Origin of the sequence: Stutzerimonas stutzeri KOS6 (assembly GCF_000307775.2) — a bacterium.
Taxonomy (GTDB): domain Bacteria; phylum Pseudomonadota; class Gammaproteobacteria; order Pseudomonadales; family Pseudomonadaceae; genus Stutzerimonas; species Stutzerimonas stutzeri_B.
On the sequence record NZ_KK020676.1, the window covers coordinates 40,282 to 61,787 of the forward strand.

Below are 21,506 nucleotides of genomic sequence, written 5' to 3' on the forward strand. Positions count from 1 at the left end.
CGCTTCATTTTCAGGCCCGGCACATGCGTCATCCGCCTCGCCGTCCCTGATCGCGCCGGCCCCCGCCATGCCCTCTTCCGTGTCACCCAAGCCTGCTCGCTATATCGGCCGTTTCGCGCCGACACCCAGCGGCTACCTGCATTTCGGCTCGCTGATCGCCGCCCTGGCCTCCTACCTCGATGCCCGCTCGGTTGGCGGCCGCTGGCTGCTGCGCATGGAAGACCTCGATCCGCCAAGGGAAATGCCCGGCGCGCAGCGGGCGATCGTCGACACGCTGCAAGGCTACGGCTTCGAGTGGGATGGCGAGATGGTGCGCCAGAGCGAGCGCCACGCCGCGTACAGCGCCGCAATCGAGCGCTTGCTGGATGAAGGGCTGGCATACGCCTGCACCTGCTCACGCAAGCAGCTCGAAGGCCATCACGGCCTCTATCCCGGCTTTTGTCGCGACGCCGGCCACAGCCTGCGCGAAGCCGCGATCCGCCTGCGCGTGCCGGATCGAGAATACGCTTTCAGCGACCGCGTACAGGGCGAGTTCCGTCAGCATCTGGGCCGGGAGGCTGGTGATTTCGTCATCCGTCGCCGCGACGGCCTGATCGCCTACCAACTGGCCGTGGTGCTCGACGACGCCTGGCAAGGCGTCACCGATGTGGTGCGCGGCGCCGACCTGCTCGACTCCACGCCGCGCCAGCTCTATCTACAGGAGCTGTTCGGCCTATCGCAACCGCGCTACCTGCACCTGCCACTGATCATCCAGCCGGACGGGCACAAGCTGGGCAAGAGCTACCGCTCGCCACCGCTGCAACCCCACGAAGCCAGCCCGCTGCTACTGCGCGCGTTGCGTGCACTCGGCCAACAGCCGCCTGCCGAGCTGGACGGCGCGCTGCCCAGGGAAATTCTCGCCTGGGCAAGCGCGCATTGGGATGCCGGCAAGATTCCGCATGTCCATACCCTGGCCGAGGCGCAGCTGCGCTGAAAGCTGGCGGCCGTACACGCGTTCTGCAGGAGCAGGACATGCCTGCGAACCAGGCCCATACGTATGCGTGGCAAGCCATACAGAGTTCTGGCCCAAAGCCTTTTTTGATCAGCCAGCCGGCTGCGCAAAATGAGGCACCTTGCTTCACTCCCCGCGACCATGCCGAACGCGGTAGCCCATCGTCGTTCCCTTGCCGCCTGCTCCGCCTGCCGCCGGGCTTCGAACCCACGCGAGGAACCGACCCCAAGCTGCCTTTCGCAGGCATGGCCCGCTCCTACATCAGGGCGCAAAGGCCCGCCCAAGGGAGTAGGAGATTTCTCATAATTCGCCGCTAGCGCCGGAGCTTCAGGCTTTCGGCTTCTAGCTTCAAGCCGCATCATTTACCATCGCCCCACTTCCGACACGAGACCCGGCATGTATATCTACCGACTGGTGCTGCTCCTGGTGGTGGGGATCTACCTGTTCTCCCCGGCCATCATGGACTGGTGGATCGACCCCAACGGGGCCTGGTATCGGCCCTACGTGCTGTGGCTGATCCTCATCGTGGTGACCTTCATCCTCCAGAGCCAGCGTGATGCAGACGAGCTTTAGCCTGAGCCACCTGATCCTGATCAGCGTCGCCTACCTGATCATGTTGTTCGGCGTCGCCTGGGTCAGCGAACGCGGCCTGATCCCCCGCTGGGTCATCCGCCATCCGCTGACCTATACGCTGTCGCTGGGCGTCTATGCCAGCGCCTGGGCCTTCTACGGCACGGTGGGCCTGGCCTACCAGTACGGCTACGGCTTCCTCGCCACCTATCTGGGCGTCTGCGGCGCGTTTCTGCTGGCCCCCGTGCTGCTCTATCCGATCCTGCGCATCACTCGGACCTATCAGCTGTCCTCGCTGGCCGACCTGGTGGCGTTCCGCTTCCGCAGCACCTGGAGTGGCGCGCTGACCACCATCGTCATGCTGATCGGCATGCTGCCGCTGCTGGCCCTGCAGATCCAGGCGGTGGCCGACGCCATCGGCATCCTCACACTGGAGCCGCTGCAGGAGCGCGTGGCGCTCGGCTACTGCCTGATGATCATGCTGTTCACCATCCTCTTCGGCGCCCGTCACATCGCCACGCGGGAAAAACACGAAGGGCTGGTGTTCGCCATCGCCTTCGAATCGATCGTCAAGCTGGTGACCTTCGGCGCCATCGGCCTCTACGCCCTGTACGCCGTGTTCGGCGGCCCACATCAACTGGAGATATGGTTGCTGCAGAACCAGTCGGCACTGCAGGCACTGCACACGCCGCTGCAGGAAGGTCCCTGGCGCACGCTGCTGCTGGTGTTCTTCGCCTCGGCCATCGTCATGCCGCACATGTATCACATGACCTTTACCGAGAATCTCAACCCGCGCGGGCTGGTCAGCGCCAGCTGGGGCCTGCCGCTCTACCTGCTGCTGATGAGCCTGGCCGTACCGCTGATCCTCTGGGCCGGCCTCAAACTGGGTGTGAGCACCAATCCGGAATATTTCACCCTTGGGCTGGGCATCGCCGCGCAAAGCGAGACGCTGGCATTGCTGGCCTTCGTCGGCGGCCTCTCGGCATCCAGCGGACTGATCATCGTCAGCACCCTGGCGCTGTCAGGCATGGCGCTCAACCATCTGGTGCTGCCGCTCTATCAGCCGTCCAGCGAAGGCAACATCTATCGCTGGCTGAAGTGGACGCGGCGCAGCCTGATCCTCGCGATCATCATGGCCGGCTATGGCTTCTATCTGCTGCTCGGCGCCGAGCAGGACCTCTCCAACCTCGGCATCGTCGCTTTCGTCGCCACCCTGCAGTTCCTTCCCGGCGTGCTTTCGGTGCTCTACTGGCCGACCGCCAATCGCCGCGGCTATATAGCCGGCCTGCTGGCCGGCATCGGCGTCTGGGTGGTGACCATGCTGCTGCCGCTGGTGGGCAACCTGGACGGCTTCTACATTCCGCTGCTCAACGCCGTCTACGTGCTGGATGACACCAGCTGGCACCTGGCGGCGATCGCCTCGCTGGCGGTCAACGTGCTGGCCTTCTCGCTGTTCTCGATTTTCAGCGAGACCAGCCCCGAGGAGCAGAGCGCTGCCGAGGCCTGCGCGGTGGAAAACGTGCGCCGGCCACAACGGCGCGAGCTGATGGCAGCCTCGCCGCAGGAATTCGCCACCCAACTGGCCAAGCCGTTGGGTGCCAAGACCGCCCAGCGCGAAGTGGAGCAAGCCCTGCGCGACCTGCAGTTGCCCTTCGATGAGCATCGCCCCTATGCCCTGCGCCGTCTGCGCGATCGCATCGAAGCCAACCTGTCAGGATTGATGGGGCCCAGCGTAGCGCAGGACATCGTCGAGAACTTCCTGCCCTACAAGAACGGCGCCGAGGGCTACATCACCGAGGATATTCACTTCATCGAGAACCGCCTGGAAGAATATCACTCGCGCCTGACCGGCCTGGCCGCCGAGCTCGACGCCCTGCGCCGCTATCACCGGCAGACCTTGCAGGAGCTGCCCATGGGCGTCTGTTCGCTGGCCAAGGATCAGGAAATCCTCATGTGGAATCGTGCGCTCGAGGAGCTGACCGAGATTCCCGCGCTGCAAGTGGTCGGTTCGCGCCTGTCGACCATCGCCGAACCCTGGCGGAGCCTGCTGAGCGACTTCATCGAACAGCCCGACGAGCACCTGCACAAACAGCGCCTGGCACTCAACGGCCACCGCCGCTGCCTCAACCTGCACAAGGCAGCGATCGCCGAACCGCTGGCGCCGAGCAACAGCGGCCTGGTGCTGCTGATGGAAGACCTGACCGAGACGCAAGAGCTCGAGGATCGCCTGGTACATTCCGAGCGACTGGCGAGCATCGGGCGACTGGCCGCCGGCGTCGCCCACGAGATCGGCAATCCGATCACCGGCATTGCCTGTCTGGCGCAGAACCTGCGCGACGAACGTGAAGGCGACGGGGAGATCGTCGAGATCAGCGGCCAGATCATCGAGCAGACCAAACGCGTATCGCGCATCGTGCAATCGCTGATGAGCTTCGCCCATGCCGGCGAGCGGCAGCACCAGCTCTATCCCGTGAGCCTGGCGCAGGTGACGCAGGATGCCATCGGCCTGCTCTCGCTCAACCGCAATCGCACCGAGGTGCAGTTCATCAACATCTGCGATCCGACGCATTTTGCCGAGGGCGATCCGCAGCGGCTCGCCCAGGTGCTGATCAACCTGCTGTCCAACGCCCGCGACGCATCGCCGCCGGGCGGACTGATCCGCATCAGCAGCGAGATCGCCGAACAGACCGTGTATCTGATCGTCGAGGACCAGGGCAGCGGCATCCCCAAGGAAATTCAGGACCGGCTGTTCGAGCCGTTCTTCACCACCAAGGACCCTGGCGAGGGCACGGGCCTGGGCCTCGCGCTGGTCTATTCGATCATTGAAGAGCATTATGGCCAGATCGATATCGACAGCCCGGCCGACCCGGAAACACAACGCGGCACCCGTTTTCGCATCACCCTGCCGCGGCATGTCGAAGCGTCCCATGCCGTAAGTTGAAGAGGCGACTGCCGTACCGGCCAGGTGCCGGATCTGCCTCCAGACCGTCGAGAGAGTACTGATGTCACACATACTGATCGTCGAAGACGAAACCATCATCCGCTCCGCCCTGCGGCGCCTCCTCGAGCGCAACCAGTACGAGGTCAGCGAAGCCGGCTCGGTGCAGGAAGCACAGGAGCGCTACAGCATTCCGGGTTTCGACCTCATCGTCAGCGACCTGAGGCTTCCCGGCGCGCCCGGCACCGAGCTGATCAAGCTCGCCGAAGGCACGCCAGTGCTGATCATGACCAGTTACGCCAGCCTCCGCTCTGCGGTGGACTCGATGAAGATGGGCGCGGTCGACTACATCGCCAAGCCGTTCGATCACGACGAAATGCTGCAGACCGTGGCGCGCATCCTCAATGATCGCCAACAGGCTGCAGCGATGCCGGCAGCATCCACGCGAAGCACCAGCGGCGCAGCGAGCGGAGCGCCACGGGACGACATTGGCATCATTGGCCACTGCACACCGATGCAGGACCTGTTCAGCAAGATTCGCAAGGTGGCGCCGACCGACTCCAACGTGCTGATCCAGGGTGAGTCGGGCACCGGCAAGGAACTGGTGGCCCGCGCGCTGCACAACCTGTCGCGTCGCGCCAAGGCCCCGATGATCTCGGTCAACTGCGCCGCGATTCCGGAAACCCTGATCGAGTCCGAACTGTTCGGCCACGAGAAAGGCGCCTTCACCGGTGCCAGTGCCGGTCGAGCCGGCCTGGTAGAAGCGGCCGACGGCGGCACGCTGTTTCTCGACGAGATCGGTGAACTGCCCCTGGAAGCCCAGGCACGGCTGCTCAGGGTATTGCAGGAGGGAGAGATTCGCCGGGTGGGCTCGGTACAGTCGCAGAAGGTCGATGTGCGGCTGATCGCCGCGACGCATCGCGACCTGAAAACACTCGCCAAGACCGGCCAGTTCCGTGAAGACCTGTATTACCGCCTGCACGTCATCGCACTCAAGCTGCCGCCCCTTCGCGAGCGCGGCAACGATGTCCTGGAAATCGCCAAGGCGTTCCTGGCCAGGCAGGGCGAACGCCTGAGCGGCGATGACCTGCATTTTTCCCGTGATGCCGAGCAGGCGATCCGCCACTACTCATGGCCAGGCAACGTCCGCGAACTGGAAAACGCCATCGAGCGCGCCGCTATCCTGAGTGAAAGCCCGGAGATCGATGCCGATCTGCTGGGTATCGATATCGAGCTGGACGAACTGGACGATGACTTCGATGAGCCGCTGGGTACCATCCGCGGCGTCGCCAGCGGCAACGAACCGACCGAAGACCTGTCGCTGGAGGATTACTTCCAGCACTTCGTCCTCGAGCACCAGGACCACATGACCGAGACAGAGCTGGCGCGCAAGCTCGGCATCAGCCGTAAATGTCTCTGGGAGCGCCGCCAGCGCCTGGGAATCCCGCGGCGCAAATCGGGCACGACTACCGGCTGAGCTGTTACCGCGACACATGTGCCGTAACAAAAACCGGGAGCATCGGTAACGATGCCCCGGTTTTTTTCGTCCATTTCGCACGCATAAAACGCAAGCCATTGAAATATAAGGGCTTTACAAATATGGCACGGCAAATGCTTACCTAAGAGCACAACAACAATAACAAGCACATCCAACAATAAGAACAAGACGTAACGGCTCCAGCAAAACAACGACAAGAAGGCGGAGGCGCAGCTAACTGATTCTTTTGGAGAGGACTTGCCAAGGGGGTTCGCCCCACGACCAGGCCGAGAACAATAAAAACTGCATCAAGCAGGGCCCGCACTGGTTGGATCGAAGATGAAGGCAAAGTCAGCGACCAAAGAAATCCGTTTGCTATTAGCTCCCAATGTAGGAGCGATCCCGATGGCCACGGCCGAGGGAACAGGCGAACAACAAGAACAGCAACGCCTGAACGACCAATAACAATAAATACAGCACGCGACATCATTCAGAGGGGAGCTTCGGCTCCCCTCAGTGCTATCCGGGTTTGTGCCCCAGCCCGAACTGCGCAAGCCTGATGCCAGGCGAACGCGCCTGAAGGGTGCCGCCGCTCTGTAGCCGTGCCTGCTTCTCGATCCACGACAAGCCTTTTGACACCTCCCCGCGCTTCGTTCACCATCCGACGCTCCCGGTGCTAGAATCCGCACAGGTTTCGCGGCCATTCGCGACACCGGCCCGTCATTCCGCCACACAGTTGCCCCTCATGCTGAAAAAGCTGTTCCAGTCTTTTCGTCTTCCCCTGCGCCGCATCCCGCATCCCCGACGCTCACCTGAAATTCTGTCCAGCCGGCAACATTCGCTGCACCGCAGCGAAATCAGCCGTTATGCGGTCAGTGTGGTCGAGCGACTGCAGCAAGCCGGTTATGAAGCCTATGTAGTGGGCGGCTGCGTGCGCGATCTGCTGCTGCAGCTCAACCCGAAGGATTACGACGTCGCGACCAGTGCCACGCCGGAGCAGGTTCGAGCCGAATTCCGCAATGCCCGCGTGATCGGCCGACGCTTCAAGCTGGTGCACGTGCATTTCGGTCGCGAAATCATCGAGGTCGCCACCTTCCGTGCCAACCATCCGGAAGAAGATGACGACGACGCCAGCCATCTGGCTTCGCGCAACGAGAGCGGCCGCATCCTGCGGGACAACATCTACGGCACCCTCGAAGACGACGCCCAGCGCCGCGACTTCACCATCAATGCGCTGTATTACGATCCAACCAGCGAGCGAATTCTCGATCACACCCGCGGCGTGCATGACATTCGCAACCGACTGATCCGCCTGATCGGCGATCCCGAGCAGCGCTACCAGGAAGACCCGGTGCGCATGCTGCGCGCCGTGCGCTTCGCCGCCAAGCTCGATTTCGAGATCGAACGCCACAGCGCCGAGCCCATCATCGACCTGGCCGACCTGCTCGGAGGCATTCCCTCGGCACGCCTGTTCGACGAAGTACTCAAGCTGTTCCTTGGCGGCAAGGCCGAGCGCACCTTCGAACTGCTGCTCGAGTACGATCTGTTCGCACCGCTGTTTCCCGCCAGTGCCGCGGCTTTGGAACGCAACCCGGAATATGCCGGCACGCTGATCCGCAACGCGCTGGCCAACACCGACCTGCGTATCCAGCAGGGCAAGCCGGTGACGCCGGCATTCCTCTTTGCCGCATTGCTTTGGCCCGCCCTGCCCGCCCGCATACTCGAGCTGCAGGACCGTGGCATGCCGCCGATCCCGGCGATGCAGGAAGCCGCGCACGACATCATCTGGGAGCAGTGCCAGCGCACCGCGATTCCGAAGCGTTTCACCATACCCATGCGCGAGATCTGGGACATGCAGGAGCGTCTCCCGCGCCGCCAGGGTCGTCGTGCCGATCAGCTGCTGGAAAATCCGCGCTTCCGCGCTGGCTACGATTTCCTTCTGCTACGCGAAAGCGCCGGAGAGAAAACCAACGGCCTCGGCGACTGGTGGACCGAATATCAGGAAGTCAGCGACAGCGAACGTCGTAACATGATTCGCGGCCTCAGCAACAAGGAAGAAGCAGGCGGGGCAAAGAAGCGTCGCCGCGGCGGGCGCCGCCGTCTCGGCCCGGGTGAAAACGCCGGCAACCCGGCCGAATAGAATGGAACGGATCTATATCGGCCTGGGCAGCAACCTGGCCGATCCCCAACAGCAACTGCGCGGCGCGCTGCAGGCGATGGCAGAGCTGCCACAGAGCAGGCTCGTTGCGGTTTCCTCTCTATATGCCAGCGATCCGCTCGGGCCGGCCGATCAGCCACGCTATGTCAATGCCGTCGCCGCACTGGACACGAGCCTCGCCCCGCTGACGCTGCTCGACGCCCTGCAGCGCATCGAACTGGCTCATGGTCGCGAACGCAAGGCCGAGCGCTGGGGCCCGCGCACCCTGGACCTGGATATCCTGCTGTTCGGCGACCGACTGATCGACGAGCCACGCCTGCAAGTTCCGCACTACCATCTGCAGGCGCGCGCGTTCGTGCTCTATCCGCTGGCTGAAATCGCACCGCCGAACCTGCTGCTCGCCGATGGTCGTCAGCTCGACGATCTGCTCGCCGCCTGCCCGTTTCTCGGCCTTGAGCGGCTGGACGACGTAACTGTCACCGCTCCGGTAACGAACGTAACGCGCGGGTAACACTCGCGATTGACTTACTCTGTCGCCGCCGGGACTATAAGCGCCCTCTGCCGGCAGCGGCCTGATGCACCCCATCGGTGCGCCGCTCGGCAACTCTGACCTCCGAGGCTCGAAGAGGACGGCACTCATGCCAGACGTAACCCTGACCACGCTGCAAGGGCTCAAGCACAAGGGCGAGAAGATCGTCATGCTGACCTGCTACGACGCCACCTTCGCCAAGACCGCCTGCGATGCCGGCGTGGAGATGCTTCTGATCGGCGATTCGCTCGGCATGGTCCTGCAAGGTCACGACAGCACGCTGCCGGTTACCGTAGCCGACATGGCCTATCACACGGCCAGCGTCAAGCGTGGCAACCGCGGCGCGATGATCGTTGCCGACCTGCCGTTCATGGCCAACGCCACCACCGAGCAGACCCTGAACAACTCAGCACTGCTGATGCAGGCCGGCGCGCACATGATCAAGCTTGAGGGCACGGCCTGGCTGGCCGAGTCCATCCGGCTGCTGGCCGAGCGTGGCATTCCGGTCTGCGCGCACATGGGCCTGACGCCACAGGCAGTCAACCTCTTCGGCGGCTACAAGGTCCAGGGCCGTGAAGAAGCCCAGGCGCAACAGATGCTGGAGGACGCCAAGGCGCTGGAAGCGGCCGGTGCCGCGATGCTGCTGCTCGAGTGCGTGCCCAGCGAGCTGGCTGCGCGCATCACTCAGGCCGTGCGAATCCCGGTCATCGGCATCGGCGCCGGCAGCGGCACCGACGGCCAGGTGCTGGTCCTGCACGATATGCTCGGGCTTTCGCTCAGCGGTCGCGTACCGAAGTTCGTCAAGAATTTCATGCTCGAGCACGGCGACATCCCGTCTGCCATTGCAGGCTATGTAAACGCGGTCAAGGCCGCCGAATTCCCCGCCGCCGAACACGGTTTCTCCGCATGAACATCGTCAAGACCATCGCCGACCTGCGCGCCGCGGTCGCCCGCGCTCGCGGAGAAGGCAAGCGCATCGGCTTCGTGCCAACCATGGGCAACCTGCATGCCGGCCATATCGCACTGGTGAAGAAGGCCGGGCAGCGTGCCAATTTCGTGGTCGCCAGCATCTTCGTCAATCCGCTGCAGTTCGGCCCCAACGAAGACCTGGACAGCTATCCACGCACCCTCGCCGCAGACCAGGACAAGCTGTTCGAAGCCGGCTGTCATCTGCTCTTTGCCCCCAGCGTGGAGGAAATGTACCCGTATGGTCAGGCCCGGCAGACCATCGTCCGTGTGCCGGGAGTATCCGAAGGCCTGTGCGGCGGCAGCCGCCCCGGGCACTTCGACGGCGTTTCCACCGTGGTCAGCAAGCTGTTCAACATGGTCCTGCCTGACCTGGCCGTGTTCGGCCAGAAGGACTTCCAGCAACTGGCAGTCATTCGGACCATGGTTCGCGACCTGAACATGCCGGTGCAGATCATCTCCGAGCCGATCGTACGGGCCGAGGACGGCCTGGCGCTGTCCTCGCGCAATGGCTACCTGACGGCACAAGAGCGCGCCACCGCCCCCGCCCTGTACCGCACGCTGGTCCAACTGAAGGATGCGCTTCGCGGTGGTCGTCGCGACTACGCGACAGTGGCCGCCGAAGGCCTGGAGCAGCTCCGCGCCGCCGGCCTGCGCCCGGATTACCTGGATATCCGCAATGCCGTCGATCTGCAGCCGGTGAGCGCCGCTTCGTCCGAACTGGTCATCCTCGCCGCGGCCTTTCTGGGCAAGACACGACTGATCGACAACCTGCTGGTTGATATCCGAACATCAGCCTGATCCCGGCAGAATGCCTGCAGCCTTGATCGCGTTCGAGGCTTGAGGCACACTCTGCGCCGCTTGCGCACCCGGAGGACCCTGCCATGCACGCCATCATGCTCAAGGCCAAACTGCACCGCGCCCAGGTAACTCACTCGGTGCTCGATTATGAAGGTTCCTGCGCCATCGACGGTGAGTGGCTCGACCTGGCCGGCATTCGTGAATACGAACAGATCCAGATCTACAACGTCGACAACGGCGAGCGCTTCACCACCTACGCCATTCGCGGCGAGGAGGGCTCGAAGATCATCTCGGTCAATGGCGCCGCGGCTCACAAGGCCGGTGTCGGCCATCGCCTGATCATCTGCGCCTATGCGCATTACAGCGAGGCCGAGCTGGCGAACTTCAAGCCCCATGTCCTATACATGGGCGCCGACGGTGAGTTGAGCCACACCAGCAACGCCATCCCGGTGCAGGTCAGCTGACCCCACCGCCAGTCGCTGTCGAACCAAAGCCCGAAGCATCCCACGCTTCGGGCTTTTTCGTTGTACCCGGACGGCATGGCTTCAGGTAGTTGGGGGAACGCGCCAGTACGGGCAGAATAGGCGGAAAAAGCCCGGAACGCAGCGGGGGGTTCCCTGTCTGAGCTATCTCTGATGGCATAGGATGTGCCTGCCTGCTCGGCGCAAGCCGGGCCCGGATAGCATCCGCAGCATTCAGGAGGAGTGCCGGCGCGCCAGCACGGTCATACACATCACTGAATCCTGTTGCCACCGTTACGCACCTCGTTGCACGAACTGCAAGGATTCAGCGGCCTGTCAAAGCAAAGGAAGCCGCATCACCATGAGCTACTACCAGCACCCGCTCGATGTCACCGGCCTGCCGTCCTGGAAGGCTTTGGAAGATCACCGCCTGGCCATGCAGAACTTCAGCATGCGCGAGGCATTCAAGGCCGATCCGACGCGCTTCGAAGACCTGTCGGTTTCCTGCAGCGGCCTGTTTCTCGATTATTCGAAGAACCTGATCGCCCCCGAGACCCGCACCCTGCTGGTGAACCTGGCCCGCGAGGCCGGTGTCGAGCAGGCGGCCCGCGCCATGTTCGAAGGCGAGCGGATCAACGCCTCGGAAAACCGTCCCGTGCTGCACACCGCCCTGCGGCGCCCGATGGGTGAGACGGTGATGGTCGATGGCAGAAACATCATGCGTGACGTGCATACGGCGCTGGCGCAGATGACCGATTTCGTGACCCGTATCCACAACAACCTGTGGCGCGGCTTCAGCGACAAGACCATCACCGACGTAGTGAACATCGGCATCGGCGGCTCCTTCCTCGGCCCACAGCTGGTTTCCGAAGCGCTGCTGCCATTTACCCAGCATGGCGTTCGCACGCATTACCTGGCCAATATCGATGGCAGCGAATTTCGCGAGGTGACCGCCAAGCTCAACGTCGAAACCACCCTGTTCATCATTTCCAGCAAGACCTTCGGTACGCTCGAGACCCTGAAGAACGCCCAGGCCGCGCGCACCTGGTATCTCGGCAAGGGCGGTACCGAAGAGAAGCTCTACCGCCACTTCGTCGCCGTCACCAGCAACAAGCAGGCTGCGATCGAATTCGGCATTCGCGAGAAGAACATCTTCCCGATGTGGGACTGGGTCGGCGGACGCTATTCGCTGTGGTCGGCGATCGGCCTGCCCATCGCGCTGGCCATCGGCATGTCGAACTTCAAGGACCTGCTGTCGGGCGCCTACAGCATGGATCAGCACTTCCTCAGCGAGCCGTTCGAAAGCAACATGCCGGTCCTGCTGGCGATGCTGGGTGTCTGGTATCACAACTTCTGGGGCGCACAGAGCTACGCCTTTCTGCCTTACGACCACTACCTGCGCAATTTCGTCAAACACCTGCAGCAGATGGACATGGAGTCCAATGGCAAGAGCGTGCGTCAGGACGGCACCCCGGTTTCCTACACTACCGGCCCGGTGATCTGGGGTGGCGTCGGCTGCAACGGTCAGCATGCCTATCACCAGTTGCTGCATCAGGGCACACCGCTGATTCCGGCTGACTTCATCGTGCCGGTGGTCAGCCACAACCCGGTGGCCGATCACCAGGAATGGCTCTATGCCAACTGCCTGTCACAGAGCCAGGCCCTGATGCTCGGCAAGACCCGCGAGGAAGCCGAGGCCGAACTGCGGGCCAAGGGCCTCAGCGAAGCCGAGGTACAGCGCCTTGCCCCGCACAAGGTGGTCCCCGGCAACCGGCCGAGCAATACCCTGGTGATGGAAACCATCAGCCCGGGTCGCCTCGGCGCACTGATCGCACTCTACGAGCACAAGGTGTTCGTCCAGGGCGTGATATGGGGCATCAACTCCTTCGACCAGTGGGGCGTTGAACTTGGCAAGGATCTGGGCAAGGCGGTCTACAACCAGATGACCCGCTTCGATGCCTCACCGGCAGAAGACGCCTCCACGCAGGGCCTGATCGACTTCTTCCGCGGTCGTCACCGCGGCTGACCCTGCCGCTCGACCGGACGGTGCCGCACCGTCCGGTCACCCACTTCCTGCGCCCATCTCCCTGCCATCAGCAAGTGGCGAGCAGCAGGCGCCCGATCGGGTAACATCGCCTGCTTCCCAAGCCAGCAGCGCTATCGCCATGGAATTCATCCGTCGCCACATCGAAACGCAGGTGCTCAGCCTCACTGGCCTCGCCCTGGGCGGCATCGACTACGGGACTCCGCCGGGTGATCCTGGCCTGTTCGGCCCCGATTCGGTCTGCTGGCGCGTCCACGGCGACTTCACCTCGATGATGATCGGCGGAATTTCCGCCTTGCTGCTGCAGGCGCTGCATCCCCTGGCCCTGGCCGGCGTGTGGGACCACTCGAACTTTCGCGAGGATTTGCTCGGCCGGCTGCGGCGCACGGGGCAGTTCATTTCCGCGACGACCTTCGGCAGCCACGCCGACGCCGACCGGCTGATCGAGCGGGTCAAGCGGATTCATGCGGGCGTATCCGGTACGGCGCCGGATGGCCGCCCCTATGCCGCATCCGATCCCGATCTTTTGACCTGGGTCCATGTCGCCGAAGTCAGCAGCTTTCTCAAATCGCACTTGCGTTACCTCAACCCGACGCTTTGCGCTGACGAGCAGGACCGCTATTACGCCGAGGTCGCGCTGATCGCCGAACGCCTCGGTGCCCGCGACGTGCCGCGCTCACGCGCGCAAATCGAGACCTACCTGGAACAGGTCCGGCCGCAGCTGCAGAGTGACGAACGCGCACAGGAAATCCTCCGGATACTGCGTACCGCCCCCGCGCCGAGCCCGCTGCTCAGGCCGTTCGGCACACTGATGCTGCATGCGGGCGTCGAGCTATTGCCCGAATGGGCCGCCGCCATGTTCGGCCCGGCACCGGGCGACGCCCGTCGTCGACTGATCCGCACCGGCGTGCGCTGCAGCGCACCGCTATTGCGCTGGGCGGTGCGCAACGGCTCGGTGCATCGTGCACGCCGGCGCATGGGCCTGCCGCCACGCTAGTCGGCCGACTGCCGCAGCGTTTCTTGCTAGACTGCACGCCCTTCCTCATTTCCGAGCCGCCGCGCATGTCGTCTCTAGACCAGGCGCTGCGCGCCGCCTTCGATAGCCGCCGGGTACTGATCGCCGACTTGCATCGGCAGGGCACCGACTGCTACCGACTGTTTCATGGCAGCCAGGAAGGTGCCGCCGGCCTGACTGTCGATCGCTATGGTCCGCAACTGATGGTGCAGAGCTTCCATCAGCCGCTCGACTCGCCCTCGCTACAGTCCATCCATCGTCTGGCCATCGATTTGCTGGGCCAGCCGCTGCAACTCATCTACAACGATCGCTCGCAAAGCAATTCGCGGATCGACCGCAGCAACGCGGTATATCAACCCGAGGAAAGCGCTCTCGAAGATCAGGTCGGCCATGAGTGGGGCTTGCGCTATCGCGTGCGCGGTCGCCACAGCGGTCAGGACCCGCTGCTGTTTCTCGACCTGCGCAACGCCCGCGGCTGGGTCAGGCAGCACAGTACCGGCAAGTCGGTACTCAACCTGTTTTCCTACACATGCGGCGTTGGCCTGTGTGCGGCAGCGGGCGGAGCGCGCGAAGTCTGGAACGTCGACTTCGCCGAACGCAACCTGGCGGTGGGTAAGGAAAACGGCGAGCTGAATCCGCAGTTGCCAGCGATGCACTTCGTTCACTCCGATTATTTTCCGGCGATCCGGCAACTCGCCGGCCTGCCCGTCAGCGCACGGCGTGGCCGCGCGCTGCCGCATTACCCTCGCCTGGCACAAAGGCAGTTCGATCTGGTAGTGCTCGATCCTCCGGCCTGGGCGCGTAGCGCATTCGGCACGGTAGATCTGCTGCGCGATTACCAGAGCCTGCTCAAACCGGCGCTGCTGGCGACCGCGGAAGGTGGCGTACTGATCTGCTGCAACAACCTGGCGAAGGTGCCCATGGAGCAGTGGCGTACGCAAGTCTTGCGCTGTGCGGAGAAAGCCGGCCGCCCCGTGCGTGACTGGCAGGTCGTGCCAACCGCCGCTGACTTCCCCTCACAGGATGGGCTGCAGCCGCTGAAGGTTCTGATTCTGCAGCTCTGAACCGACACCCCTCGGCAGATTCGGGAACCGCATACGCATGCCATACTCCAAGGCAACCATCCGCCAGGAATACTTCCGGACATGCCCAATGGAATGAAGCGTGCGCTCACCGGCGTAGCGCTCGGACTGATCTGCTACAGCCTGCTTGGCTTTCTGATCCTGCCGGGTATCGCCCAGCGCATCGCCAATCAGCAGCTTGCGGCCTACGCAACCGTGCCGGCCAGCCTGCAACGTATCGAGCTCAACCCCTTCAGCCTCGAGCTCTCGCTGTTCGACCTGCGCATCGGCGAGCAGGACGATCGTCAGTTGGCTTTCGAGCGGCTCTTTCTCGATCTGCAGTGGGACAGCCTCTGGCAGCGCACGCTGCACTTGGCGAATGTCGAGCTGATTGAGCCGGACGTCGAGGTGCGCTTCGCCGAGGATGGCACACTCAATCTCGGCCAGCTGTTCGAGGTGCCGGCATCAGAACCGACGACCAGCGAGGACGCTGACATCTTTCCCTTGCGCATGGATCGTCTGCAACTGGCAGGCGGTCGCCTCGCCTTTCGGGACCAGCGTCCGAGCGAGCCGATTGCCCTGGTCTACGAATCGCTGAATTTCGAACTGCACAATCTCGCCACCCGCACTGACGGCAGCGCCGATGCCCGTCTAACAGCCAGCGGGCCGAGCGGTGGGCGCATCGACTGGCAGGGCGATCTCAGCCTGCAACCACTGACATCCAGCGGCCAGTTGCAGATCAGCGATCTTCAGCTCAAGGATCTGTGGCCCTATGTGCGCGATGCCGTGCCGCTGGTACTCAAGGATGGCAGCCTCGAGTTCAGCACGAACTATCGTCTGGACCTCAGCGATGACCTCGCGCTGCGGCTGGAAAATGCCAAGGCCGCACTCGGGCCATTGGCCCTCGACAGCCCCGATGGACGCAAGCTGATCCGCATGGAGCGACTCGAGCTGAGCGAAACGTCGCTGGACCTGGGCAAGCAGCAGGTCAGCATTGGCAAACTGCGCAGCCACAAGCTGGAAACCTGGGCGGCCCGGGAAGCCGATGGAGAACTCGACTGGCAGAAGCTGTTCGCCTCGACCGGCGACAAGGCAGATGCTGACGCGCCGGCCACGGACGACACAGCAAGGAAAGCCGGAGCGCCCTGGCAGGTGTTGTTAGGCGACGCTCAGTTGCGCGACTACCGGGTCCATCTCGTCGATCGTGTCCCGGACGAGGAAGTCGCGCTGGAGCTGGGCCCGCTAGATCTGAACATCAGCGAGTTCGACAGCCTCGGCACCAGCCCCTTCGCCCTCGAACTGGAAACCGGAGTCGGCAAGCAAGGCGCCATCCAGGCCAACGGGCAACTGCAGATGAGCCCCATGAGCGGCAAGCTGGCGGTGACCACGCAAGATATCGACCTGCGCATCGCTCAGGCCTATCTCAGTCCACTGGTCCATCTGGAAGTGCGCAGCGGCCTGCTGGCCAGCGAACTCGAGGTCGAGCTGAGCTCCACCGAGCCATTGGCCTTCAGCGTGCGCGGCAGCGTAGACGCCACTCAACTGCATACGCTGGACACGATCAACAACCGCGATTTCGTCAAATGGCAGCGCCTGCAACTCAACGGTCTCGACTACCAGCACCCGAGCAGCCTGGCAATCGAGCGCGTCGACCTGAGCCAGCCTTACGCCCGCTTCATCATCAACCCGGACCTGAGCACCAACATCAACGACCTGCTGGTCGAGCGCAGTGAGGCGGGGGATGGCAGCGCACGAGCGCAAGAGCCCTCCGAGCCGCTGGCCATCCGTATCGGCGGCATTGCCATTGCCGACGGCTCGGCGAATTTTGCCGACTTCAGCCTGAGGCCGCCCTTCGTCACCGCCATCCAGTCGCTCAACGGTGATATCGGCACCCTGGACAACCGCGAGCAGAAAGCCGCCTCGGTAAATGTCGCCGGCAAGGTGGACCAGTATGCGCCGGTCAGCATCAAAGGCAGCCTGACCCCCTTCGATCCACTGCAGAGCCTCGATATCGCCACGAGTTTCCGCCAGGTCGAGCTGACCACGCTGACGCCCTACTCCGGCAAATTCGCCGGCTACCGGATCCGCAAGGGCCGCCTCAATCTGGATCTGCATTACCGAATCGAGCAGGGCCGACTGAACGCCGAGAACAAGGTCGTTCTGGAGCAGTTGCAGCTTGGCGAGAAGGTCGACAGTCCTGACGCCGTGGATCTGCCTGTTCGGCTGGCGGTCGCCCTGCTCAAGGACAGCCAGGGCACCATCTCCATCGAATTGCCGGTGCAGGGCAACCTGAACGACCCGCAGTTCAGCGTCATGCCAATCGTCTGGCAGACACTGCGCAATCTGGTGGTTCGCGCAGCCCAGGCGCCATTCAAGTTCATAGCCGGACTGGCCGGCGGAAGCGACGCCGACCTCAGCCATGTCGGCTTCGATCCAGCCAGTAGCGAGCTGGATAGCGAAGCGCGCAAACGCCTGGAGACGCTGGCTTCGGCGTTGAAGCAACGTCCGGCTCTACAGCTGGAGGTGGAAGGCATGAGCGCCGCTGCCGTCGATGGCCCGCTGCTGGCCGAGCAACGCCTGCAGCAGGAGTTCCGCGAAACCCAGTATCGAATCCTGCAGCGTCGTGGCGACAAGGTGCCCGCAGACGCCAGTCAGATCCAGGTCGAAGCGGAAGATGAGGCCGCGTTGCTGGAAGCTATCTACCGCAGTCGCCTCAAGCAGCAGCCGCCAGCCGAGTGGCGCGAGCTCGACGAGGAAGAACGCGCCGCACAGTTGCGCATGGCAGTGCTCGACTCCTGGAAGGGCAGCGCAGCGTTGCTGCGCCGCCTCAGCCGCGAACGTGCCGCCGCGATAAAGGGCTATCTGGTGGACGCCGGCCTGGACTCCGAACGCGTATACCTGCTGGACACCGGCACAACCGAACAAGGAAGCGACGGCAAGGTCGCGACGTCAATGCACCTGGGGAGTGAATGATGATGTCGCGTAATTACGCTGTTGCTTGTGTACTGCTGGTCGCGTTGTCCGGGGCTCACGCCGATACCCTGCGCTGCGGGAGCCAGCTCGTCACCACGGGTGATCGCACCTTCGAAGTGGAAAGCAAGTGCGGCATGCCGCAGCACCGCGATCTTGTCGGCTATACGCTCAGCCGTAACGACCGCCAGGAGTTCGCGCTGGAGGAATGGGTTTATGGTCCGCGTAATGGCATGCTCAGCATCCTGACGTTCGAGGGCAACCGCCTGGTTCGCATCGAAACCCGCCGAGCCAACTGATCCCCTGGAGCCATACCGATGGACCGTCGCGTTCCCGTCACCCTTCTGCTTTGCCTGCTGTTCGGCACCCTGCAAGCGCAGGCCTCTTCTACCTATCGCTGCAACAGCCGCCTGGTGAGCCTGGAAGCCACCACGGCCGAGGTTCGCAGCAAATGCGGCGAGCCATCCAGCGCGGCCCTGGTCGGTTACAAGGAGATCGTTGATGATCATGGCCTCCAGCAGGAGGTGCCCGTCGAGGAATGGGTCTACGGGCCGAATAACGGCATGCTCCATTTCCTGCGATTCGAAGGCAATCGTCTCCGGCAGATCACCAGTGAACGAGGAAACTAGGACGCAAAAAACCCCACTGTAGAGTGGGGTCTTCTGATTGACGCCCCGCCAGCAACTGGCGGGAAGCTCTGTTATTCGGCGGTTTTCAGGCCGTCGGCAGAGACTTCACGAACACCCTTGATGCCCTTGGCCTTGGCCACGGCAGCTTCTTTCTCGGCTTCGGTAGCTACGGTCCCGGACAGCGAGACGACGCCATCCTTGGTTTCCACTTCGATGTCCATTCCGGGCGTAGCGTCTTCAGCCAGCAACGTGGACTTCACCTTGGTGGTGATCCAGGTGTCGGAAGCCGCATCGCTGGCATCGTCCATCGTGTCGTTGGTGGCAAGCATGACTGCTTCGGTGTTATCGATGGCAGACGTGTTATCTGCCAGGGCTGCACCAGCGAGTGGCATGCTGAGGGCAGCAACAATGGCGGTGGCAGTAAGGGTCTGAATGGTCTTCATAGATGTCACTCCTGTTCTCTTGGTTTCTGCGGCATGACTCCGAGCCCCAGGTTCACGATGAACATTGCAAGTGGCGCGCCAACTTTAATGGAGCGTTTATAGCAATAAAATCAATAGGTTAAGAACAAGCCAAACGGGAGCAAAGTTGCACAATGCAAGTTTTCCCATTCTGGTACGTGCATCTTGCAATCTTCCGCCAGCGGCAGCCGGAAAACGAAAAGGGCCCCGAAGGGCCCTTTTCGTTCAACTCAGGCTGTCGTTTCAGACGCCGGAAGCTTCCGCTGCAGCTACGTCCTTGATGGACAGCTTGATGCGGCCACGGTTGTCCACGTCCAGTACCAGCACCTTCACTTCCTGACCTTCCTTCAACACATCGGTCACCTTCTCGATGCGCTGATCGCTGATCTGCGAGATGTGCACCAGACCATCCTTGCCCGGCAGGATGTTGACGAAGGCACCGAAGTCGACGATGCGCTCGACCTTGCCGACGTAGATCTTGCCGATCTCCGCTTCGGCAGTGATACCGAGCACGCGCTGCTTGGCTGCCTCGGCCGCTTCCTTGGTCTCGCCGAAGATCTTGATCGAGCCATCGTCCTCGATGTCGATCGAGGCCTTGGTTTCTTCGCAGATGGCACGGATGGTCGCGCCGCCCTTGCCGATCACATCGCGAATCTTGTCCTGATCGATCTTCATCGCCAGCATGGTCGGTGCGTTGGCCGACAGTTCGCTGCGCGACTGAGCGATGACCTGGTTCATCTGGCCGAGGATGTCAAGGCGCGCTTCCAGGGCCTGGCCCAGAGCGATTTCCATGATCTCTTCGGTGATGCCCTGGATCTTGATGTCCATCTGCAACGCGGTAACGCCCTTGGCAGTACCGGCCACCTTGAAGTCCATGTCACCCAGGTGGTCTTCGTCACCGAGGATGTCGGTCAGAACGGCAAACTTGTCGCCTTCCTTGACCAGGCCCATGGCGATACCGGCCACCGGTGCCTTCATCGGCACGCCGGCGTCCATCAGTGCCAGCGAGGCACCACAGACCGACGCCATGGAGCTGGAGCCGTTGGACTCGGTGATCTCGGAAACCACGCGGATGGTGTACGGGAATTCGTCGGCGCTCGGCAGCATGGCGGCGACACCACGACGGGCCAGACGACCGTGGCCGATTTCGCGGCGGCCGGTAGCGCCCATGCGACCACACTCACCGACCGAGTACGGCGGGAAGTTGTAGTGCAGCATGAAGGGGTCTTTCTTCTCGCCCTCCAGGGTGTCGAGCAGTTGTGCATCACGGGCGGTGCCGAGGGTCGCAACGACCAGGGCCTGGGTTTCACCGCGGGTGAACAGGGCCGAACCGTGGGTCTTGTCGAGCACGCCGACTTCGATGTTCAGGCCGCGAACGGTACGAGTGTCGCGACCGTCGATACGCGGCTTGCCGTTGACGATGTTCTCACGAACGGTGCGGTATTCGATTTCGCCGAAAGCATCCTTCACTTCGCCAGCGGACGGCTGGCCTTCCTCGCCGGAGAACTTGGCAACGACCTGGTCTTTCAGCTCGCCCAGGCGCGCATAGCGGTCCTGCTTGATGGTGATGGTGTAGGCCTGCGAGATGGCTTCGCCGAACTCGCTACGGATCGCGTCCAGCAGAGCCGTATTGGCCTGCGGAGCGGTCCAGTCCCAGCGCGGCTTGCCGGCCTCGGCAGCGAGCTCTTCGACGGCCTTGATCACGGCCTGGAACTCGTCATGGGCGAACAGCACGGCACCCAGCATCTGGTCTTCGGTCAGCTCCTTGGCTTCCGACTCGACCATCAGCACGGCGTCCTTGGTGCCGGCCACGACCATGTCCAGGCCGGAGGCCTTGAGCTGCTCGTAGTTCGGGTTCAGCAGGTAGCCGGTTTCCGGGTGGAAGGCCACGCGAGCGGCACCGATCGGGCCGTCGAACGGAATGCCGGATACCGCCAGGGCAGCCGAAGTACCGATCATCGCGGCGATGTCCGGATCGGTTTTCTTGCTGGTGGAGACGACAGTACAGATGACCTGCACTTCGTTCTGGAAGCCTTCCGGGAACAGCGGACGGATCGGCCGATCGATCAGGCGCGAGGTCAGGGTTTCCTTCTCGGAAGGACGCGCCTCACGCTTGAAGAAACCGCCGGGAATCTTGCCCGCTGCGTAGGTCTTCTCCTGGTAATGCACGGAGAGCGGGAAGAACCCTTTGCTCGGATCGGCGGTCTTGGCACCGACCACGGTGACCAGCACGGTGACGTCGTCATCGACGGTCACCAGTACTGCGCCGGAGGCCTGGCGGGCGATACGACCCGTCTCCAGGGTTACGGTCGACTGACCGAATTGAAACTTCTTGATTACCGGATTCACGGTTTTTCCTTCTCTTTGTTGCCTTTGGGGAAATCGGCAGAACGCTCGGGAGTCGGCCCTAAACGACCTGCAAGAAAGCCGAAAGC

General features: G+C 63.0%; 17 protein-coding genes. 15 read left to right on the plus strand and 2 right to left on the minus strand.

Annotation, left to right across the window (positions count from 1 at the left end):
* Nucleotides 1-67 precede the first annotated feature (67 nt).
* From gluQRS to B597_RS28825, 15 genes are all read left to right on the plus strand, one after another.
* Nucleotides 68-973 (plus strand): tRNA glutamyl-Q(34) synthetase GluQRS, encoded by a 906-nt coding sequence (gene gluQRS / locus B597_RS28755; protein WP_003293187.1) that lies wholly within the window; start codon nt 68-70, stop codon nt 971-973.
* Between the two features lie 414 nt (nt 974-1,387).
* On the plus strand, nt 1,388-1,564 hold the full coding sequence (locus B597_RS46880; RefSeq protein WP_003284901.1) for a hypothetical protein: 177 nt from the start codon (nt 1,388-1,390) through the stop codon (nt 1,562-1,564).
* Complete coding sequence (locus B597_RS28765; protein ID WP_003293189.1) at nt 1,548-4,502, plus strand: sensor histidine kinase; 2,955 nt, start codon at nt 1,548-1,550, stop codon at nt 4,500-4,502. Before B597_RS46880 ends, B597_RS28765 begins: the two co-directional genes overlap by 17 nt.
* 61 nt (nt 4,503-4,563) lie before the next feature.
* Complete coding sequence (locus B597_RS28770) at nt 4,564-5,976, plus strand: sigma-54-dependent transcriptional regulator (RefSeq protein WP_003293191.1); 1,413 nt, start codon at nt 4,564-4,566, stop codon at nt 5,974-5,976.
* 745 nt (nt 5,977-6,721) lie between these two features.
* Nucleotides 6,722-8,116: a polynucleotide adenylyltransferase PcnB gene (locus tag B597_RS28775; RefSeq protein WP_003293192.1), complete on the plus strand. Its 1,395-nt coding sequence runs from the start codon at nt 6,722-6,724 to the stop codon at nt 8,114-8,116.
* A 1-nt stretch (nt 8,117) separates the two neighbouring features.
* Nucleotides 8,118-8,645, plus strand: coding sequence for a 2-amino-4-hydroxy-6-hydroxymethyldihydropteridine diphosphokinase (gene folK / locus B597_RS28780; protein WP_003293194.1), 528 nt, complete (start codon nt 8,118-8,120; stop codon nt 8,643-8,645).
* A 127-nt stretch (nt 8,646-8,772) separates the two neighbouring features.
* Nucleotides 8,773-9,573, plus strand: coding sequence for a 3-methyl-2-oxobutanoate hydroxymethyltransferase (gene panB / locus B597_RS28785; protein WP_003293196.1), 801 nt, complete (start codon nt 8,773-8,775; stop codon nt 9,571-9,573).
* Nucleotides 9,570-10,430: a pantoate--beta-alanine ligase gene (panC, locus tag B597_RS28790; protein WP_003293197.1), complete on the plus strand. Its 861-nt coding sequence runs from the start codon at nt 9,570-9,572 to the stop codon at nt 10,428-10,430. Before panB ends, panC begins: the two co-directional genes overlap by 4 nt.
* Nucleotides 10,431-10,513: 83 nt before the next feature.
* A complete protein-coding gene (gene panD, locus B597_RS28795) occupies nt 10,514-10,894 on the plus strand; it encodes an aspartate 1-decarboxylase (protein WP_003293199.1) in 381 nt (126 codons plus the stop codon).
* Between the two features lie 358 nt (nt 10,895-11,252).
* Nucleotides 11,253-12,917 (plus strand): glucose-6-phosphate isomerase, encoded by a 1,665-nt coding sequence (pgi, locus tag B597_RS28800; RefSeq protein ID WP_003293201.1) that lies wholly within the window; start codon nt 11,253-11,255, stop codon nt 12,915-12,917.
* Between the two features lie 139 nt (nt 12,918-13,056).
* The gene (locus tag B597_RS28805) at nt 13,057-13,932 is read left to right on the plus strand and encodes an oxygenase MpaB family protein (protein WP_003293202.1); all 876 of its coding nucleotides are present in this window, start codon (nt 13,057-13,059) and stop codon (nt 13,930-13,932) included.
* Between the two features lie 65 nt (nt 13,933-13,997).
* Nucleotides 13,998-15,014 carry a class I SAM-dependent rRNA methyltransferase gene (locus B597_RS28810; protein ID WP_003293204.1) on the plus strand — a complete coding sequence of 339 codons (1,017 nt, stop codon included), beginning with the start codon at nt 13,998-14,000 and terminating at the stop codon, nt 15,012-15,014.
* Nucleotides 15,015-15,095: 81 nt separating this feature from the next.
* Nucleotides 15,096-17,984: a DUF748 domain-containing protein gene (locus tag B597_RS28815; RefSeq protein ID WP_003293205.1), complete on the plus strand. Its 2,889-nt coding sequence runs from the start codon at nt 15,096-15,098 to the stop codon at nt 17,982-17,984.
* Entirely contained in the window at nt 17,984-18,280 is a 297-nt protein-coding gene (locus B597_RS28820) for a DUF2845 domain-containing protein (RefSeq protein WP_003293206.1), read from the plus strand. Before B597_RS28815 ends, B597_RS28820 begins: the two co-directional genes overlap by 1 nt.
* Before the next feature lie 18 nt (nt 18,281-18,298).
* Nucleotides 18,299-18,610, plus strand: coding sequence for a DUF2845 domain-containing protein (locus B597_RS28825; RefSeq protein WP_003293207.1), 312 nt, complete (start codon nt 18,299-18,301; stop codon nt 18,608-18,610).
* Between the two features lie 71 nt (nt 18,611-18,681).
* Here B597_RS28825 and B597_RS28830 read toward each other — a convergent pair whose 3' ends face one another.
* Nucleotides 18,682-19,053, minus strand: coding sequence for a BON domain-containing protein (locus B597_RS28830; RefSeq protein ID WP_003293209.1), 372 nt, complete (start codon nt 19,051-19,053; stop codon nt 18,682-18,684).
* 261 nt (nt 19,054-19,314) lie between these two features.
* On the minus strand, nt 19,315-21,420 hold the full coding sequence (pnp, locus tag B597_RS28835; protein WP_003293211.1) for a polyribonucleotide nucleotidyltransferase: 2,106 nt from the start codon (nt 21,418-21,420) through the stop codon (nt 19,315-19,317).
* Nucleotides 21,421-21,506 lie beyond the last annotated feature (86 nt).

Excerpts from the sequence above, each read along its gene's own strand:
- panC (WP_003293197.1), top strand. The coding sequence starts at position 9,570 with ATGAACATCGTCAAGACCATCGCCGACCTGCGCGCCGCGGTCGCCCGC.
- B597_RS28820 (WP_003293206.1), top strand. The coding sequence starts at position 17,984 with ATGATGTCGCGTAATTACGCTGTTGCTTGTGTACTGCTGGTCGCGTTG.
- pgi (WP_003293201.1), top strand. The coding sequence starts at position 11,253 with ATGAGCTACTACCAGCACCCGCTCGATGTCACCGGCCTGCCGTCCTGG.
- B597_RS28830 (WP_003293209.1), bottom strand. The coding sequence starts at position 19,053 with ATGAAGACCATTCAGACCCTTACTGCCACCGCCATTGTTGCTGCCCTC.
- panD (WP_003293199.1), top strand. The coding sequence starts at position 10,514 with ATGCACGCCATCATGCTCAAGGCCAAACTGCACCGCGCCCAGGTAACT.
- B597_RS28770 (WP_003293191.1), top strand. The coding sequence starts at position 4,564 with ATGTCACACATACTGATCGTCGAAGACGAAACCATCATCCGCTCCGCC.
- B597_RS28765 (WP_003293189.1), top strand. The coding sequence starts at position 1,548 with ATGCAGACGAGCTTTAGCCTGAGCCACCTGATCCTGATCAGCGTCGCC.
- gluQRS (WP_003293187.1), top strand. The coding sequence starts at position 68 with ATGCCCTCTTCCGTGTCACCCAAGCCTGCTCGCTATATCGGCCGTTTC.
- folK (WP_003293194.1), top strand. The coding sequence starts at position 8,118 with ATGGAACGGATCTATATCGGCCTGGGCAGCAACCTGGCCGATCCCCAA.
- B597_RS46880 (WP_003284901.1), top strand. The coding sequence starts at position 1,388 with ATGTATATCTACCGACTGGTGCTGCTCCTGGTGGTGGGGATCTACCTG.
- panB (WP_003293196.1), top strand. The coding sequence starts at position 8,773 with ATGCCAGACGTAACCCTGACCACGCTGCAAGGGCTCAAGCACAAGGGC.
- B597_RS28825 (WP_003293207.1), top strand. The coding sequence starts at position 18,299 with ATGGACCGTCGCGTTCCCGTCACCCTTCTGCTTTGCCTGCTGTTCGGC.
- B597_RS28810 (WP_003293204.1), top strand. The coding sequence starts at position 13,998 with ATGTCGTCTCTAGACCAGGCGCTGCGCGCCGCCTTCGATAGCCGCCGG.
- B597_RS28815 (WP_003293205.1), top strand. The coding sequence starts at position 15,096 with ATGCCCAATGGAATGAAGCGTGCGCTCACCGGCGTAGCGCTCGGACTG.
- B597_RS28775 (WP_003293192.1), top strand. The coding sequence starts at position 6,722 with ATGCTGAAAAAGCTGTTCCAGTCTTTTCGTCTTCCCCTGCGCCGCATC.
- B597_RS28805 (WP_003293202.1), top strand. The coding sequence starts at position 13,057 with ATGGAATTCATCCGTCGCCACATCGAAACGCAGGTGCTCAGCCTCACT.